General features: G+C 38.8%; 18 protein-coding genes and 1 pseudogene. 17 read left to right on the top strand and 2 right to left on the bottom strand.

The annotated features are described in order from the left end of the window. The first annotated feature begins 16 nt into the window (after positions 1-16). A complete protein-coding gene (locus tag MKY75_RS17300) occupies positions 17-937 on the top strand; it encodes a hypothetical protein (protein ID WP_340886097.1) in 921 nt (306 codons plus the stop codon). A gap of 43 nt (positions 938-980) precedes the next feature. On the opposite strand, the gene MKY75_RS17295 is transcribed toward MKY75_RS17300, so the two are convergent. Beyond that, on the bottom strand, positions 981-1,550 hold the full coding sequence (locus MKY75_RS17295) for a TerD family protein (RefSeq protein ID WP_069010531.1): 570 nt from the start codon (positions 1,548-1,550) through the stop codon (positions 981-983). A 177-nt stretch (positions 1,551-1,727) separates the two neighbouring features. Between MKY75_RS17295 and MKY75_RS17290 the strand changes: the two genes are divergently transcribed. The 7 genes and pseudogenes from MKY75_RS17290 to MKY75_RS25615 form a co-directional block, all read left to right on the top strand. Then, on the top strand, positions 1,728-4,115 hold the full coding sequence (locus MKY75_RS17290; protein WP_340886095.1) for a polyprenyl synthetase family protein: 2,388 nt from the start codon (positions 1,728-1,730) through the stop codon (positions 4,113-4,115). A gap of 229 nt (positions 4,116-4,344) precedes the next feature. After that, positions 4,345-4,884 carry a CueP family metal-binding protein gene (locus MKY75_RS17285; protein ID WP_340886093.1) on the top strand — a complete coding sequence of 180 codons (540 nt, stop codon included), beginning with the start codon at positions 4,345-4,347 and terminating at the stop codon, positions 4,882-4,884. A gap of 284 nt (positions 4,885-5,168) precedes the next feature. Then, positions 5,169-7,232, top strand: a complete 2,064-nt coding sequence (locus tag MKY75_RS17280; protein ID WP_340886091.1) for a methyl-accepting chemotaxis protein — start codon at positions 5,169-5,171, stop codon at positions 7,230-7,232. Between the two features lie 423 nt (positions 7,233-7,655). Then, positions 7,656-8,009: a phage integrase N-terminal SAM-like domain-containing protein gene (locus MKY75_RS17275; RefSeq protein ID WP_340886089.1), complete on the top strand. Its 354-nt coding sequence runs from the start codon at positions 7,656-7,658 to the stop codon at positions 8,007-8,009. Further along, the gene (locus MKY75_RS17270; protein WP_340886087.1) at positions 8,009-8,476 is read left to right on the top strand and encodes a tyrosine-type recombinase/integrase; all 468 of its coding nucleotides are present in this window, start codon (positions 8,009-8,011) and stop codon (positions 8,474-8,476) included. The genes MKY75_RS17275 and MKY75_RS17270 overlap by 1 nt, the downstream gene beginning before the upstream one ends. A 196-nt stretch (positions 8,477-8,672) precedes the next feature. Further along, positions 8,673-10,091 (top strand): hypothetical protein, encoded by a 1,419-nt coding sequence (locus tag MKY75_RS17265; RefSeq protein ID WP_340886085.1) that lies wholly within the window; start codon positions 8,673-8,675, stop codon positions 10,089-10,091. Positions 10,092-10,103: 12 nt separating this feature from the next. After that, positions 10,104-10,181 (top strand): annotated as a pseudogene (locus MKY75_RS25615) (helix-turn-helix domain-containing protein); the annotation flags it as partial. Between the two features lie 396 nt (positions 10,182-10,577). Here the strand turns inward: MKY75_RS25615 and MKY75_RS17260 are convergent. Further along, positions 10,578-10,865: a hypothetical protein gene (locus tag MKY75_RS17260; protein WP_340886082.1), complete on the bottom strand. Its 288-nt coding sequence runs from the start codon at positions 10,863-10,865 to the stop codon at positions 10,578-10,580. Positions 10,866-11,036: 171 nt separating this feature from the next. On the opposite strand from MKY75_RS17260, the gene MKY75_RS17255 reads away from it, so the two are divergent. From MKY75_RS17255 to MKY75_RS17215, 9 genes are all read left to right on the top strand, one after another. Further along, the gene (locus tag MKY75_RS17255; RefSeq protein WP_010345194.1) at positions 11,037-11,240 is read left to right on the top strand and encodes a helix-turn-helix domain-containing protein; all 204 of its coding nucleotides are present in this window, start codon (positions 11,037-11,039) and stop codon (positions 11,238-11,240) included. A gap of 199 nt (positions 11,241-11,439) precedes the next feature. Beyond that, positions 11,440-12,270: a toll/interleukin-1 receptor domain-containing protein gene (locus MKY75_RS17250; protein WP_340886080.1), complete on the top strand. Its 831-nt coding sequence runs from the start codon at positions 11,440-11,442 to the stop codon at positions 12,268-12,270. A 279-nt stretch (positions 12,271-12,549) separates the two neighbouring features. Beyond that, entirely contained in the window at positions 12,550-13,233 is a 684-nt protein-coding gene (locus MKY75_RS17245) for a hypothetical protein (protein WP_340886078.1), read from the top strand. Between the two features lie 400 nt (positions 13,234-13,633). Further along, positions 13,634-13,882 (top strand): contact-dependent growth inhibition system immunity protein, encoded by a 249-nt coding sequence (locus MKY75_RS17240; protein WP_340886076.1) that lies wholly within the window; start codon positions 13,634-13,636, stop codon positions 13,880-13,882. Positions 13,883-14,036: 154 nt separating this feature from the next. Then, positions 14,037-14,408, top strand: coding sequence for a hypothetical protein (locus MKY75_RS17235; protein WP_340886075.1), 372 nt, complete (start codon positions 14,037-14,039; stop codon positions 14,406-14,408). A 183-nt stretch (positions 14,409-14,591) separates the two neighbouring features. After that, a complete protein-coding gene (locus MKY75_RS17230) occupies positions 14,592-15,110 on the top strand; it encodes a hypothetical protein (protein ID WP_340886072.1) in 519 nt (172 codons plus the stop codon). Between the two features lie 230 nt (positions 15,111-15,340). Beyond that, on the top strand, positions 15,341-16,204 hold the full coding sequence (locus MKY75_RS17225; RefSeq protein ID WP_340886070.1) for a hypothetical protein: 864 nt from the start codon (positions 15,341-15,343) through the stop codon (positions 16,202-16,204). 597 nt (positions 16,205-16,801) lie between these two features. Next, the gene (locus tag MKY75_RS17220) at positions 16,802-17,035 is read left to right on the top strand and encodes a hypothetical protein (RefSeq protein WP_340886067.1); all 234 of its coding nucleotides are present in this window, start codon (positions 16,802-16,804) and stop codon (positions 17,033-17,035) included. Positions 17,036-17,347: 312 nt separating this feature from the next. After that, positions 17,348-17,818 (top strand): hypothetical protein, encoded by a 471-nt coding sequence (locus MKY75_RS17215; protein ID WP_340886065.1) that lies wholly within the window; start codon positions 17,348-17,350, stop codon positions 17,816-17,818. The last annotated feature ends 23 nt before the right edge of the window (positions 17,819-17,841 follow it).

Here is a 17,841-nt window from a genome sequence, read left to right as displayed (position 1 = left end):
CAGAGGAGGAACTACATTGTCGCATCTAAATAAACAGCTTCATTCATTTGTCGATATTTCCAACTATACTAAAGGGTTTGAGATCGTTTCGACCCAATTTGGCCCTGATGGGCGCGTGTATATTTTGCTAATTGATAAAGTCCCAGAACGAGTGCGGGGGATGTTCCCGCCTGCCTCTCTTAAAGAGAGACGTACTTACAAGATACTCATTCTAGACGATCATATTGAAGAAGTGTATGTGGAGGGACAGCAGTTTAACTATCATTATGTACAGCCTCTACATCATCATCTACTGCTCGTCGGAGCGCGATGTCATTATTATGAATCGGGCCAATATGATTTAAATGGTAAAATTATTGATTATGAAGGTCGTACTGTGAATGAACTGCTGCTTGGAGACGGTATCCAGAGTGTTCAGGTTACAGGGGAAGGTACGATCTGGACCAGTTATTTTGATGAAGGTATATTTGGGAATTATGGTTGGAATGAGCCTGTGGGATCCTCCGGCCTTGTCGCCTGGAATAAAGAAGGACACAAAATATATGAAAACCAAGCGGCAGACATTCATGATTGCTATGCTTTGAACGTGGTCAGCGAACAGGAAATCTGGTTTTATTACTATTCAGACTTTTCGTTAGGGCGTATTTCCGGTAGCGACCGTACGAATATTACGTTTATGAATCCGAGGATTTCCGGCTGCTCCGGGGTGGCTACAGATGGGTATCACTTTTTGTTCGATGGCGGGTATGGAAAGAACGGACAATATGTCTTGAAAAAGAATGTGAAGCCAGGCAACTTAAGCAAAGGACAACACATTCGATTTTTAAATGACGATCAAGAGTTCCTTCAGCCGCACGAACAGGATTTCAGAAAAGACCGCCTGCTGCTCCGTGAAGGTTCTCTGCTGTATCAGGTGACTATAGGAGAGTTAGCGTAAAAACCCACGTCAGACGTGGGTTTTTCCTTAACACCAAAAATGCTTATTCATACGTTTTTACAAGCTCATTCAGGGAGGTAATGGTGCTTCCTTCTCCAATAGCACCGAATTTCCACTCCCCTCCATAGCGGTATACTTCACCTACACGGATACTACACATCCCTTTATAGTCCTCTGTCAAGTTGTATCGGAGAATCTCTTCATCTTGGGACGCATCCAATACTCGAATATAAGCATTGTTCACCATACTGAAATCTTTACGTCTACCAAAGCTGAAAAAACGGAATATATTCACAATAAATACGACTCTATGCACTTCCGGTGGTAGTTGCTGGAGGGAGACGGTAATGACTTCATCATCACCGTCGCCATGTCCTGTCAAGTTGTCACCACTATGTACGACGGCCCCACAAGGGCTATTTTTGTTTCCGAAATATACTAGATTTTTCGTCTGGGTCAGCTTGCCGTTCTCATTAAGAAGCAGCGCTGACGCATCAATATCCATGCTTCTACCCTTCATAGGGTCCCATCCAAGGCCTACTTTTAGCACGGATAAGTATGGATTATTTTTGGTTAGGTCTACCTTCTGTCCTTTAACTAGACTAATACTCAACGTTATGCCTCCCTATCATTATTTTCGTTCTACTCTGAAATTGTAGCATATATATAGAAGGATATAATCTATTCGTAACTTCACAGACTTTATTCCGTATAAAGATAAAAACATGATCCAAATTCGTTCCCTCAGGGAGAAATGCAACCATGTTTAACAAAATGAGAAGTTGAGGTAATGCATCATATGAATGAAAAATTTCAAGTCGATACAGGATATCAGCTGGCTGAACAGAAGGCGCTTCAGTATTTTGCATCACTCTATAATCAGGTCAAGAATAAAACTTATGTGACCTCTCTTACAGAAGATATCCATATATGGAAAAGGAATCATATCCATTCTTCTTCATGGTTATCCTTCTTTTCGCGGAATAAGAGAAAGCCGGATACCCGGGATTACTACAGATATATTCAATGGCTGAGTTACACAGGGAAACTGGATGATTATCTGAAGCGGAGTGTCTCTTATATTTACATGAGGGATCTAGGCAAGGCTCTAGATTCTGTCGACACACAGACCCGGATTCAGCGCGTCATTGCTGACGTAAAAAGATATTTGCTTCAACCCACCCATGCTAACAGGAGAGATCAAGCGGAGTTTATGAATTTAGCCGGGGTGTATCGGTGGTCTCAAAAGGAAGGGATCGAAACCACTGTAATCTGGCTAATCAACAAGCTTAACTCTGTAGCTTCTCATATTCCTGAGGAAATGGATGCAGAGCATGCCCAGCGCAAACTGATTAAAATCATCATTGGGGTTATTCTGCATGTGATGGAAGAAATGGACGAAGCCGTGTCACCTGTTGAACGTTCGCGCAGACTGGATAAAGCCATCAGGCTTGGGTATTCCTATGGGTTGACTTATCCTTTTATTGATGATCTGCTCGATTCTCAGCTGTTGACCGTTCAAGAGAAAGAACAATATTCCCATATGATACGTACCGCGCTTCTTACCGGATCTGTGCCAGAACTGGGCGACTGGTCCGGCGATCATATGAAGTTCATTCGCTATATCCATTCGGAGCTCTCGGATGCTTATGAGTATATTAAGGCACATCAGCGGCCAGACACACAGCAAACCTTTTTCGAGCAGTCCTATGTTTTCTTTCATTCTCAAGATATCGACCGGGATAAGGATATAAAACAAGCTAATTACACCAATGAAGAGCTTTATATACCCGTTATTTTAAAATCTGCTTCTTCCCGCCTGATTGTCCGTTCCGTGATTAGCACTCCTGAGGATGAAGGGTTTGAGCAACGAACATTCTTTTATGGTATCTATAACCAGCTTGCTGATGATTTTGCAGATATGGCCGACGATATGAGGGACGGTGCGGTAACACCCTATACCTATTATTTAAAATATCATCATCAAAGATCGGATTTGATCAATCCCTTCGAACTATACTGGGCGGTCATTTCTCACTTGATTCATAACGTGTATGACTCGGATGCTATGGCTCGTGAAGTGATACTGGACCGTGCAATAAATGGACTCAAACGTTGTAAAGAACGGGTAGGTGCAGAAAAGTACAATGAAATAATGGAGATTTTTGCATCCGGAAATCCGGAATTTAATCGTCTCATCCAGAAGATGGTGGGTAAAGCGGAGGATGTAGATTTCTTCGATAAGCTGCTTCGGGATCAGATGATTACTCAACTGAAAAATGATTCGAAGGAAAAAGAAGACTTTATGAATACGATCAAAACCGTCCGTGATCAGATTAACAACCAATTGAAAATTACCAAGCCTTCTGGGATTGAGGCCATGAAAGAACAGCTTATTGATGCTGCCAATTATAGTCTTGAGGGGGATGGGAAAAGGATACGCCCTATATTGACCTGGGTCATGGGTGTGAACGAATGTGGCTTAGACGCATCGGCAATCGTGCCCCTTCTGAGATCATTGGAATATATGCATACAGCCTCCCTGATTTTTGATGATTTGCCTTCCCAGGATAACGCGTCTACCCGTAGAGGGCGTCAGACATTACATCAGGTGCACAATAGCGCTACTGCGGAATTAACCGGACTATATCTGATCCAGAAGGCTATCGGGGAACAATCGTCACTGAACCAATTCAATGCTGAGACTGTACTTGCCTTGATACAATATTCGGCTCGTAAGGCAGAGGATATGTGTATGGGGCAGGCGATGGATCTGGATTCCAAAGGAAAGGCTTTGACATTGGAACAGCTGAATATGATGTGCTTTTACAAAACAGGAGTGGCGTTCGAGGCTTGTCTCGTTATGCCAGCCATGCTCGCACAGGCCGAGGAGCTGGAGATTGCTGCTTTGCAGAAATTTGCCTATCATATGGGAATTGCTTTTCAGATTAAAGATGATTTGCTTGATGTGGAAGGAGATACGCTGTTACTTGGAAAACCTGTGGGTCAGGATTCAGATAACAATAACTCGAATTTCGTGTCCATCCTTGGTTACGAAGGTGCCAGTAAAGAAATGTGGGAGCACTACTGCCTTGCCATGGAAGCATTAAAAGAGGTACCCCGCAATATCGCTTTTCTGAAGCACTTAATGAATTATATTGTGAACCGGGATCGTTAAAAAGAATTGTGCCCCATAGCTCCATAGGAGTGGTGGGGTGTTTGTACGTTGAGACAGTAGAGTTGCTCATACTTCCTTGCCCCTCTTTGGTGATCATCTAATGTAACGCAGATACGTCTGGATAAACAAGCAAAGATGTGAATATCTGGTGACTTCAGTACCGTATTTTGTCCGTTACGGCGCGTTCTACATTATAATGTTTAAAAACGGACAAGGAGATGAACTCCAGATGAAAAAAGGAATCTTGGTCGCTTCAGGGTTGGTTGTTGCGGCATTGGGCACGTACCTGATTGCAGGAAATATGCAGAAAGAAGGAGCGGACAAGCTCGGGACAACAGATATCAAGCAATTGGTGCATGATTTCAGCGCAGGCAAGGCAACAGCTCAGTCCGCTTCCATTAATTCCAGTCAGTTAATTGTTAATGGAGACAATGCCCAACCCATAACTTATAATTTGCCTGACAACGAGTTTTTTGTTTCGATTGCGCCATATGTAGAAGAGACCCACCCTTGTGCAACTCATAGTCTAACCGGCTGCCAAGGCGAAATAAAAAACGGAGAATTCAATGTGACCGTTCACGACTCCGAAGGGAATGTCATCATGGAGAATGCTGCCATGAAATCACAACCCAATGGTTTTATTGATCTATGGCTGCCGAGGGATAAAACCTACCGCATTAGCGTCAATCATGAAGGTAAAACGGCTGAAACGGAATTCTCTACATATGAGAAAGACGATACGTGTATCACAACGATGCAGTTGGGTTAACGACGGAGGATGAGGGTTTTGAGCTTACGGATCGCTGAAACGCTCTAAATCCGCAAAACCCTGCGTTCATACATAGCTTTTAGTAAAGAGCCTACGTCTGACGGGGGCTCTTTGTGCTGCCCTAATTTTTTGCTGGAGTTACCAAACAGGTTGGGAGGGAATTGATGAGGAATCAGATAGCAAAACTTTAAATTGTGTATACTAAAAACCTATTAAAACAGCTGCAAACTTCCGACATATTATCTAAGAGCTTTTCGCTCAATATTCCTCGGGGAGATGGCAGCATGTCACAAAATATGAAGAAGCGCGTATTCAGATCATCCAGCATCGCCAACACGTTGGCCATGGTCTTGTTAGTTATTATCGTTGTCGTCTTTGCAACCTTGGGGACGTTCATGTATGCTAGCACGCAAAGCATGCTTGTCAAGCAGCAAGAGGCCATGCTCCAGACCAAGACGCAGGCCACCGTCAGTCAATTTGATGCGTTATTTAAGGAAAAGGGCTCACTTGTCAAACAAATGGCAACAAATAATCTTTTTCGGCAGTATATAGAGACCACCGAATCAGCTGAAACGGTAAAAACTTCCCCACACGCTGCGGAAACCGAAGCGACTCTGGCAGCGATTGTAAAGGCAGAGCCATCATTTGCTGATGCTTGGATTGCGGGAATAGCTGGTAAAGGCTTCTTTCTACAAAATGATGGTGCTGTTTCCAAGCCGGATTTCGATATCAATACACGCCCATACTTCAAGCCAGCTGTTGAAGCAGACGGTTTATACTACTCAGAACCCTATAAGGACGTCAATACGGGGAATGTGGTCATGGGCATTTTCTATCCGATCAAGGATAGCGGTAACCAATTAATCGGATTTGCTGCTGTCGATATTGCTTTCAAAGACATCCCTGCTGTTATGCAAAGCTATTCGCTTGGAAGCACAGGCTATTCAATTCTTGCGTCCAAAACAGGTGATATTTTGTATCACCCTGATCAAAATAAAGTGCTGAAAGAAAAGATTAACGAAAGTACAGGTGATCTTGGCGAGATCGGTAAGAAAATGATTGCTGGTGAGTCTGGAGTACAGTTGATTAATGATAATGGCGAGCGTCGTTACATTGGGTATGCAACCAGTAAAGATACGGGGTGGTCCGTAGGCTTAACCATCTCTGAACAAGAGGCACTCTCAGAACTAAGAACCTTTACCTGGATTACGATTGGCGGTTTTGCTGCAGCTACCATCCTGCTGGTTATAATTTGTTATATAACGCTCCGCTATCTGTTGAGATCAATCCCGAAATTGCTTGCCAAAATCAAGCTGATTGAAAATGGGGATTTGACCGTTCCGTTTGATACGAATTCCCATAACGAAATCGGGCAAATTTCTCAAGGGGTTCACAATATGGTTCAAAAAATTCAAGGCATGCTCCAAATGGTAGGCGGCTCAGCTCAAGTCTTGAATCAGTCTTCAAATGATTTGCAATCCATTTCTTCCAGAACCGCAATCACGATGAACGATACGGCGACAGCAATTAATGAAATTGCCAATGCGACGAACTACCAGTCCATCGAGACGGATAACATTTTACAAAAAACCGGAGCCTTATCCGGCCAAATTGACGAAATTGCCAATGATGCCAAAGCCATCGAATCGATGGTGCAAATCTCTGCTGAGCAAAGCGGACAAGGGCTTGCAGTAGTAGATCAGCTATCCAGATGGGCGGAAGAAAATCACAATTCAACCCAAGCGATGTCGGCCATCATTCAGGATATCGATATGAGCCGTCATGAGATTTCGAGCATTGTGGATACGGTCAACCAAATTGCAACGCAGACCAACCTGTTAGCGCTCAATGCTTCTATTGAAGCTGCACGTGCAGGAGAACAGGGCAAAGGGTTTGCTGTGGTTGCCGGGGAGGTTCGCAAATTGGCTGAGCAGACGGCACTGGCGACACAGGAAATCTACAAGAAGGTACGTGTCATTGAAGAAAAAACCAGTGTATCGGTTGAGCATACCGTTCATGGTCTGAAAATTGCAGAAGAAAATGCGAGATCGGTGGAGGACACCAAGCAAGTATTCTTTAGCATTAACAAGGATTTGGAAGATTTGAAATTGCGAATGATCCAGATCAGCACCAACACCTCCAAAGTCCACAAGCATAAAGATGAGATTTTGCAGGCGCTAGAGATCATCTCTTCTACCACCGAAGAGAATTCCGCTTCAACCGAAGAGGTTAGCGCCAGCACGCAGGAACAATTGGAGAGCTTCGAACAGGTTGCTGAACTATCCAAACAATTAAACCAATTGTCCACTAAGCTGCAAGACGAATTAAAGCAGTTTAAGGTTGAGTAACAAGTCTACTAGGCATGATTTTGACTTATATACAGCAAAGCCCGCGTTCAGCGCGGGCTTTTTAGCGGCTTATCTTATTTTCTTAATAAAATAATCAGGCTATTCTTTTGTTTTTTCGGTGATGTGACGGAGGAACTGGACAAAGTAAAGGCAAGACACTTTATGATGACGAAAATTGGACTTAATGGATCAATAATTCGATCTGAAAGAATCAGGGACTTAAGATGAATATCCATCTTAAGTCCCTTTTTTTGTGTAAAATTAGATATCCAATTTTTTGAACGGCTGATATACTAAGGAGGCAAGTGAGATGAAGATAAACCTACTTTATTGGGATGAAAAAACGATCGACGGGACACGCAGGCTAATGCGGTTCCCTCTTCTTCGGAGCGAGGTGAATGGAACCCGGATCAGCGGCTAGAAATGCGCGATGCATTGGTAGCAAGGGGCTACAGCAGCAAGACGATTAAAGCATACATATCGCAAACGGAACGTTTTTTTGCCGGATTGCAAGGGACCGAAGCAAGCATAAATGATGCGGCGGTGCAAAAATATGCGTTGGCGCTGCTCGCAAAAGGCCTTTCGCACGCTTATGTTAACCAAGCGATCAGTGCGTTGAAATTTTATTTTCACCATGTGCTAAAGCAGCCCAAATCATCCGCCTATGTTCGTCCGAAAAAGGAGAGTAAACTACCTGATGTGCTGTCCCTGGATGAGGTCATGCGTCTGTTGAAAGTAGTGAAAAATCCTAAGAGCATAAGGCTATTCTGTACCTGATGTATACATCCGGGCTGCGGGTATGCGAAGTGGCGAGGTTGCGTCCTGAAGACTGCGATCATGAATGGAAAGTGCTGAAAGTCCGTCAGCGAAAGGGCAGGAAGGATCGGCAAACGCTGCTCTCCGAAGCGGCTTTTGCGGTGGTCGAGCAGTATATAGGGGTGAAGCAGCCAGAAGACTGGCTGTTTCCAGGACAGAGGGAAGGCCGCCACCTTACGGAACGTTCAGCGCAGAAAGTATTTGAAAAGACGCTGGCTGAAGCTGGCATTCACAAACAGGTGAGTATCCATTCGCTAAGGCATTCCTTTGCGACCCATTTGCTGGAGAATGGGATAGATCTTCGCTATATTCAGGAACTGCTAGGGCATCAGAGTGTGCGAACGACGGAGCGGTATACACATGTGAGCAGGCGGGACATTGGGCGGATTCAAAGTCCGTTGGATCGGATGAGCGGGCTGGAGGATTGAAACGCAGAAAGTGCTGGAATAAGCAGAAAAGTGCAGGATTCACGAAGTTCGTGAATATGTCAAAGAGAGAATTCTTTCGGAAGTTCGTAAATAATACGTTATACGACAGAATCAATTAAGAAGAGATAAGAGGCATTTAATTAGTAAAAATTTTATATCAAACTACATTATAATACTGAATAGAAGGAGAATTAAAATGAGTGAATTGTTAATTCCATCAAGATACGAAGCTTTAGAAAAAATAAAGAATAAAGAATCATTTAGTCATTTTATTGAGGAAGTTAAAGACGCTATCGAGGGAATTAAAGAAATTTATAGCGATATGGCTACCTCAGGGCAAGGAGCATTTTTGATTATGCATGGCAAGTCGGGGGTAGGGAAAACAACTTTTTTACATACGCTACATCTATTTCTTGATAATATCGATATTGTGACAATTCAAAATGATGAGAGTATTGAAGAAGAATTGTTGGAGCTTAAAGAAACAGCTTATGCAATGAGAATAGTTGTAATTGAGGGAAGAGAGGCAATTAAAGATTCATCAAATGAAGAAATTGAATCGAGTTTACATAGGATCAATAATTTTATAAGAAGCAAGACAGGAAATAAAAATTTGGTAGTATGGTTATGTAATAAAAAGGAAATGAGAGAAACCCTAATTGAGATTGCCAATGACATCGGTGCAGAGTCTTTATTAGGACTGTATAAAGAGTATCTTGTGTATGAAGGGCCAGAAAAAAAGAAATTTTTAAAAATTGCTCAAAATACCGTTAGTACCATTAATGAAGGGAGTAGCTTGTTGAGCTTAGGTATAACTGAAGATCAAGCCAAGTCAATGATTGAAGATGATGACACTATTGGAAAGTATTTGACGAAGATAAGAAAGCTTTCTCAAAAAAATACAAAAAGCATTAAGAAGCTCGTCGGAAAAGAAAGATGTAGAATGTGGATTATTGTAATTGCAGGAAATGATCCAATAAAAGATGTTGCTGCTTTAACTAGTGGAAGTAACGCTTTAGCGGATATTGAAAGACTAATGGTTGCAACTGAATCTAACATTATTCAAGAGATAAAAGCTCATTCAGAAAAAATAGGTAAGCTTTCTTCTTTTTTTGAATGTAGAATTCTTCATCTCTCAACATTAGCAATAACTTCAATTATCAGAACTTACTCAGATGACACTTTAAAAGAAAAATTGAAACAAAGCAAATTCGAAACAAAAATTGATAAGAACGCAAAAGATAATTTATTAAAGTCTCAATTAGGCAAAGCGTTTGAGGATGAATCAATAGGCATGGGAAAAAAGGGGGCGAAAATTGGCAATAATACAATTGCTTCATTTGAGAAATTGGCTTATATAGCTAGAAGTAACGATACTATTCTCAATGGATCTTTGGCCAAAGCCTTAATTGATAGTGAGATGATTGATTCGTATGAGATAGAATCAAACTTCGGAAGTGGATTAAAGAGAAGGACTGACATCCTTTGTACTACAAGCGATTCTCCTATTAGGCTGGAAATAATGTGGCGTAAAAGTACTAGCCAAGCCGAGATTGCAAATTATACTTTATCAAAGCTATATAACTATGGTAAAGCAATTGGTCTACTAGATTGAGAATATGTTTTATTAGATGTAATTGATAAATTATGCACAGCTTTAAGCTGTCAGCTAGGAAATTTACTGGAGCATAAACTGAACGATTGAAGCATTGAGAATGATATGTATGTTGCTTAATCAAAGAAGAGATTCTGTCGAATAACATTAATATTCATGCAGAGGCTCCTCGCGGAGCTTGGTCTGCTGGATGGATTTCCAGGATGTATTTTCAGCAGACACATCCAAATACGTCGGACGTCATGAATGCAGGAACGTTATGAGACAAGAATCAAATGAAAAGAGAGCCGTTTGGCTCTCACAGAGTGTCGAGAAAGTCCAACGGACTTTCCGGCACTTTATTTTTTATTTGGGGAAACTCAACTTTTAAAACAAAAATCGATTTAAAACGATCTGAGGACCCATTTTTATTTGATCAAAGTGGCCATTTTAAACCTGATTAAAAAACAGGGGGTTTCTCGACAGCCTGAGAGAGCCGTTTGGCTCTCAATTAGAAGATATATTTAATTCATTATGTAATTGAAGAGCATCCTTAAACCCTTGTAAGTAGATTTCACGTTCTAGGATTGCTTGAACAGAAAGGTCTGCATCATCGTAAAGAAATAAAGTCTTATGCATATCCTGAGGTAAAAGTTCATGTAACTGTTTGAAGTAAAGATTCCGATCGGCTGAGAACTGGTTGTAGCTGGAGTTGTTTTTGATAAGCTCGCCATATAAAGATTCAATTCGAGTCTGAATCAGTGAATCAAGTAAGACTTCTAAAGAATTATGCATTTTGAACACCATCCAATGTGTTTGATTTTATGAATAAAAGTTCAACTTATTAAATATAATTTTATCATATCAAACAATTAAGTCAATACATGTTGAAGATGTTTTTGATAAAGAAAATATACTTTCATATAATTAAAGAAAAATTCACTTGATGTGTGAAAGGAATATCAGATGATTAGTTATAAACCTTTTCAAAAATTATTGATCGACAGGGAGATTAAGAAGCAGGATTTATTGAAAATGACAGGTATCTCGTCTGCTACAATGGCGAAACTCAATACGAACGAATATGTATCATTAGAAGTGATTGATAAATTATGTGCGGCTTTAGGTTGTCAGCCAGGAGATTTATTGGAACATATAGCAGAACAATGACAGATTAGAATTAAGAATGAATGTTGGTTAATCGGAGAAGTGATTCCGTCATATAACATAGTATTCAAGCAGCGGCTCCTTTCGGGGCCTTGGTTTGCGAGAAGGATTTCAGGGAAGCATTTCAGCAGACAGCCCTTCGGGGTTCATGAATACAGGAACGTTATGTGTAATTGCCTATAAACTCTTAAGGAGATTCAAGATGACAAAACAACTTGAAAGAAATTATGTATGGGAATGTGATTATGGTGAGAGATCACATCTAAAACCAGTAATTCAAAATTTGTTGGATGAGCAAGACGCATCATCACTTCAAATGGTTAATTTAATGGTTAATCACAATGTGTATGGTTTGGAGTTTTATATTGTATTTAGCTATGATAATCCAATTCAAGGTCATATAGATCGCATGAAAGAATTCATGACAAACGCAGGTGTGAGATATAGACCAGACATAACTTATGAGGAGCTATTTTCAGAATTAGCACATAAACGTTTTAACATCATGACATTAATTGATTCGGAACAAGTAAACCTTATGTATGATCATATTTTTGAATATAAAGAAAGAAGAGAGGTCTCAAAGATGATATCAATGAGACCACTAGGTAAAAAGCTACCAGTTTTTATTAGCCATACGTCTAAAAATAAGCCATTTGTCGAAGAGATAATAGCTTACTTGAACGCTGCCAACTTACCAGTGTGGTATGACGATATTAACATTGATTTTGGTGAATCTATTGTAAATAAAGTACAAGAAGGCATTAAAGATTCTGGTGCGGTAATCTTTTGGGTAACAACTGATTTTCTTAAATCGCACTGGTGCAAAATTGAAATGGAATCATTTTTAGCAAGATTAGCAGGGAAGAACGATGTATTGGTCTTAACTATTGTATTTGAAGATGTAAACGTTGATGAGTTGCCTTTGTTTATTGTTGGGAGGAAATTTTTAAAAGTCTCTCCAGTTGACTCAATCAATCAAATTGCCACTAAATTAATTCCAACATTACAAAAATACTTCAAAGATAAATAATTGTTAAGCAGATTCGAAGTAGAGGCAACTACACATAACACCGCATTCACAGATCGGGGCTTTCGCCCCTCGATCCGCAAGATGTATTACCTGAAGTAGATGAATCAGCGGACAACCCTGCACTGCCTAACCGCATCGCGGCCGTTTCTGTTGGTCACTAAAGGCAGTGAGGGTTCGTGAATGCAAGAACGTTAGATGAAACTGGCGAAAAGATACCACAATTCGCAATTCAACAAATCAATAATTTCGTTTGAATTAGGATTGAAAGGAGCATAGAATTTGACAAACGATATACCTTTCTATAAATATAATGAGCTTTATGAAGTTGCGATGCTCAAACATATTATTACAACAAGTCGTGATATCTTATTTGGTCAAATCGACCATTACAAAATTGAAATAAATAATGAAGCGGATCTTCAGCTCCACTTTTCGTATATATTAAAAAGCGTAGGAGAACTATTCAAATTTGGTATAAATCACAATCTGAAAATAAATCTCGAAACCCCATTCAGATCTGCAAATACTCTATCAAAAAGTGGTTCTAATAGATCAAAAATTGATATAACATTGGAATGGTATGGAAGCACTACCCAAGTTACAACGTGCGCAATTGAATTGAAGTTTTTCCTTAGGGATAAACTTCGTGAGCCCCATAACCGTTTTGATGTTTTTTGCGATCTGAAGAATTTAGAAGAGTATGCTCAGTTGTCCAGAGATTTTAAAATCGGATATTTTTTGATAGGTACAGACAATACTCATTATGTTAATCAAAAATCATATTCAAATGGTACTAAGGATTTTGATTTTCGACATAATACAAAGTATGAAGCTAATACTGTCTTAACTTACAGCGCTAGAAATGGTCATAATAAGACGATATATCTAAACAATGATTATTATTTTTCATGGCAAAGAGTAAGTCGCTTTTATTTCTTAGATCATTTTATTTATAGGAAATAGAGTTTATGTAAACAAGAATTTAGCAGGTATTTCAAGATGTCGCCAGCATCATCTAACAATTTATTTACGCGGTGATCCTTGCGGATCTTGGTCTGCCAGAAGTAATTTCAGAGTAGCAAAGTCAGGCAGACAACCCTACGAGGCGAAGTGGCATAGCCACCCGATAGCTGGCGCTGCCACTTTGCCTCATAGGGTTCGTAAATAAGGGAACGTTATGTGACATACCGGAAACCATTTATTTAAGAGGGTGAAGCCATGCAACAAGTAGATCTAACCAAAACCCTTAAAGAACTTGAAGGAAAATATTGGGGTGAACCGAATTTTGCTTCTTCATTAGTGATCCAAGTACATCGATTAAGGAAGAGACCTCTTTGTGAATTGAATAATGAAGATTTAACTTTTGATTGGGCAACAAATGAATCTAGATTTTCTTTTACCTCTAGCCTTAGAGCAATTAATACAGAACCCATTCGGATCAGGAGATTTATATATCGGAGATTTATTTTGTTCGATACTCAAAGTGGAGAAAGAATATTGGAAAGAACATAAAGAGTTGAAGAATGAATTGGATGAAGTGATTAGAACCTATGAAGAAGCGAGAAAGACATTAGAAGAGCACATAAGTAAATACAGAAGCGATCATTTGTAAGTAGATTCAAGAAGCCCGGTACACCACATAACATAATATTCACGCTGCGGGCATACGCCCTGGGTACGGCATTCGCCGGACACCCGACATACGTCGGGTCGTGAATACAGGAACGTTATGTGTAATTATTGAAAAGATCATGGAGGGGAAATCTATGAAAAAGAAAGAATATAAAGATAGATTAATTGAATTACTTAATGAAGGAATTGAAGAACTAACAACAGACCAAGTAATCCACAAAACGAAATTATTGATTTTTGAATATGAGAAAAAACAAGCGTATAGTACAGAAAATAAGGGGAGACCTTGGACAGATGAAGAGTTAAGAGCAGTATTATCATTTGCCGCAACTAAAGAAAACATACTGAAGTTGGCCAAAGGATTTAAACGTAGTTACGGGAGTATTGAACAAATTTTTAGATGGGCTGTAACCACCGATGAAGAGATTATAAATAAGGGAAGGGAAAATGATAGTTTTATAAAACAAATTAGAAGATTGTATAAAGAGATGGGTTGGAAGGCGTAAACTAGGGTGTCAATCAATGGAGTGATAACTACACATAACATAATATTCAAGCAGCGGCTCCGTTGGAGCCTGGGTCTGTGAGAAGGATTTCGGAGAGGCATTTCAGCAGACAACCCCTTCGGGGTTCATGAATACAGAATCGTTATACGTAATTACTGTAAATAGAAGCGAGGAGATTTTAAGATGGAACCCTTCTTTAAAAAGCCTGAAGAAGTTGATGAATATTTCAATAAAGTGACTGATAGTCTATTAATCTTAAAAGCAAGAATAACAGCATTATATAAATCTGATAAAGACTCTATAGAGTATTTTGCTTTTTACGAGTCAATACTTACTCAAGTTAGAGCTTTATTTATTGAAAACAGTCGATATAAAAACAATTATACTGTTCAAGTTTTTTTGAACAAATTGGGGTTATCAAAGACCTCAGAGGAAATTGATACATACTTAAATAGCGAACTTATACCTAGCATTAGTATTAGAGATGCTATCAAGATAAGTGTCGACAGATTTATTGTTCATTATGATCAAGTTTCTATTGAAGAAAAACATATCAAAGAAATTTGTAGAGAGCATTTAATTGATATTAAGAATGAATTTTTTATAGGCAGATTAGTAGATATTATTTCAGGTCATATGCTCCTTTCATATGTGAAGCGTATGAATGATTGGGAAGTTGATTGGTTTGAAGGTAAACAATAGATGAACTAACTTTCTAGAGGAAGATTTTTGTGAGAAAACTCGAAGAAGACAGTAACTACGTATAACATAATATTCACGCATCGGGCATACGCCCTCGGTCCGGCAGAGGAATTTCGGGGAAGCAGAGGCAGCTGGACACACCTTGCATTCGTCAGGCGTCGTAAACACAGGAACGTTATCGGAAATCAGCAATGAATTAAAGTATATGATTAAGAAAGAAGGGGAATCAATTGTTATCAAACGAGAACCATATTGAATTCTTTGAAAGAATAGACATAAAAGAATTGTTGGATAAAATAAGAAGATTTAGAAACTTAAATATTTCAACCATGACTCAAGAAGCTATAAATAAAGAAGTGTTTGATGTACTAACTTTTGAAGGGAAATTTTATTATTTCGCTTGCTTAAGATCCTATCCTAAAGGCACAAAATTTTTTAGAGCTCGGACATTAGAGGGATCAATTATTCCAAATAAAAACTTAAAATTCGAATCGGATTTTTGGAATGCGCCTAGTGAATATATAAAGCAATATGGAAGGTTAAATAAGCCCAAAGAATCGCTACTTTATACTACACCCATAAACCCATCGATTACTTTAAAAGAGATAAAAGTGCCTGATGACTCTTATTATGCGTTAATTATGTACGAAGCAAAAGAAGAAATAAAAGTAAATATGATCGGTCAAGAATATAATTATGAATCTTTACAAATTTATAGTGAAAAAGCAAGATTAATAAATGATATTATCAATGACTTTTTAAGGGAGGAATTTAGTAGAGATGTAGGAGTAGGAACAGAATACTTATATATTGTTTCAGAATTTATTGCAAAGTCTTTTTTTGATTTACCTCCCAGAGATGTTCAAGATGCTTGGGCATATCCATCTCTTAAGGATAAATCAAATTATAATGTTTGCTTTAGACCAGAGATTGCTAGAAAATTATTAGACTTGAAAGGTGCATCAATTGGCCAAAAGCAACCTCAAAATAATGATATTAAGGTTATGTGTATAGCTCATGATTTTGATGAAAGTGGCATAGCTCAATTCCACCAATTAGGTAGTGAAGTGCAAAAAGAATATTTCCAGAAATAGTTTGAATTTAGAGTGAATAAGTTCCTGACTATGATAATTCTTAATAATTTTTGATTAAAGGCTTGAAATTTATGGAATCTAATAAGTTACTCTCAAATAGATGCTGACATCCGATAACATTATATTCACACATCGGGCATACGCCCTTGGTCCAGCAGAGGGATTTCGGGGAAGCAGAGCAACCGGCCACATTTGGCATTTGCCAAGCGTCGTGAATACGAGAACGTTAACTGAAATTACTTGTAAACAATCAAAAATAAAATGTTCGGAGGCACACACATTGATAAAAAGACTTATTGAAATATTCGAGAATGCAAATAGAGACTTTTTAGAAAGTGATCTTGGCTTATTAATATCTAAAGTTTCTGAGAGGACACTTTGTGGTGCGCTAATGTTACATATAAATAATATAATAAAAAAATCTGAATTTGCAGAATACAAGGTAGACGTGGAATATAATCGGAATAAAAATGTTAAAATCAAAACAATTGTAAAACTATTTATGGACCTAAGGATGTTGGGGTTAAGATAAATTGCGATCTTATTGTTCACAGCCGGGGAAATAACATTAACCAAGACAATTTAATAGCGATAGAGATGAAGAAATCCGATAGAACAAAAGAAGAGAAAGAAAGTGACAGAATCAGACTAATTGCTTTGACCAAAGACAGTTATGATGATGTTTGGTCTTTTGATGGAAGGACATTCCCAGAACATGTATGTAGATATGCATTAGGAGTTTATTATGAAGTAAATTATAAGAAGAGAAGCATTAATATTGAATATTATAAAGAAGGGCATATATTTGATGAGAAGGAAGTCAAATATTAAGGTGGTATTTTTAATATATATGTAACTCAATAATGTAAGCAACTTCAGTTAACATAATATTCAAGCTGCGGCTCCTGATGGAGCCTTGGTCCGCGAGATGGATTTCGAGGAGGTGTTTCAGCAGACAACCCCTACGAGGGTCATGAATACAGAAACGTTAGCCGAAATACTTGTAAATTCATAATTATAGGGGTTGTTTATGTGCTTGTTGTTCATTGGTCACCTGTGAATTACTCAAAAAACATCTTGAAAAACGGAATTAGAAAAAGTCGGAACGGGGTTTACTGCTTTCCTTTAACAGGACATATTGCATTGGATCGTTGGTGGATGAAAGCATTAAAGAGATTTAGAAGAGACGGAAAGAAATATAATGGATTTGTATTTAGAGTGGAAGAGTCTGATTTTCCTGCTTATTTTGGTCATTTTATAGGACACATGACAAGTGACAGAAGCGAAAAACCTATAAAAACGCTAATTGAATTAGGTATGGAAATACAGAATACAATCATTTGGAGGATCGGAGAAAGAGCTGTATGGAATAATATCGAAGTACATAACCATGATCAGAATTTTTTAAAGCTGGGGAAGGAAGTAATTAAGAAAAACCCAGATGTTTATAAGGAAACTTTAACAGATGCAGCATTCATGGAATACATCCTAGAGGACTGTCAACTTGTTTTGACGAATTCTATAAATGCTAGTCGAATCATTCGGGTTATCTCACCAACTAAAGAGTTTGGAAAAGTCTTATACAAGCAAAAGAAAGATGAGTATTTTGAGTGAAAACTCGAAGAGGATCATTACTT

Source organism: Paenibacillus sp. FSL L8-0663 (assembly GCF_038008125.1).
GTDB lineage: Bacteria > Bacillota > Bacilli > Paenibacillales > Paenibacillaceae > Paenibacillus > Paenibacillus polymyxa_D.
This window is presented reverse-complemented; position numbering and strand designations above follow the sequence as displayed.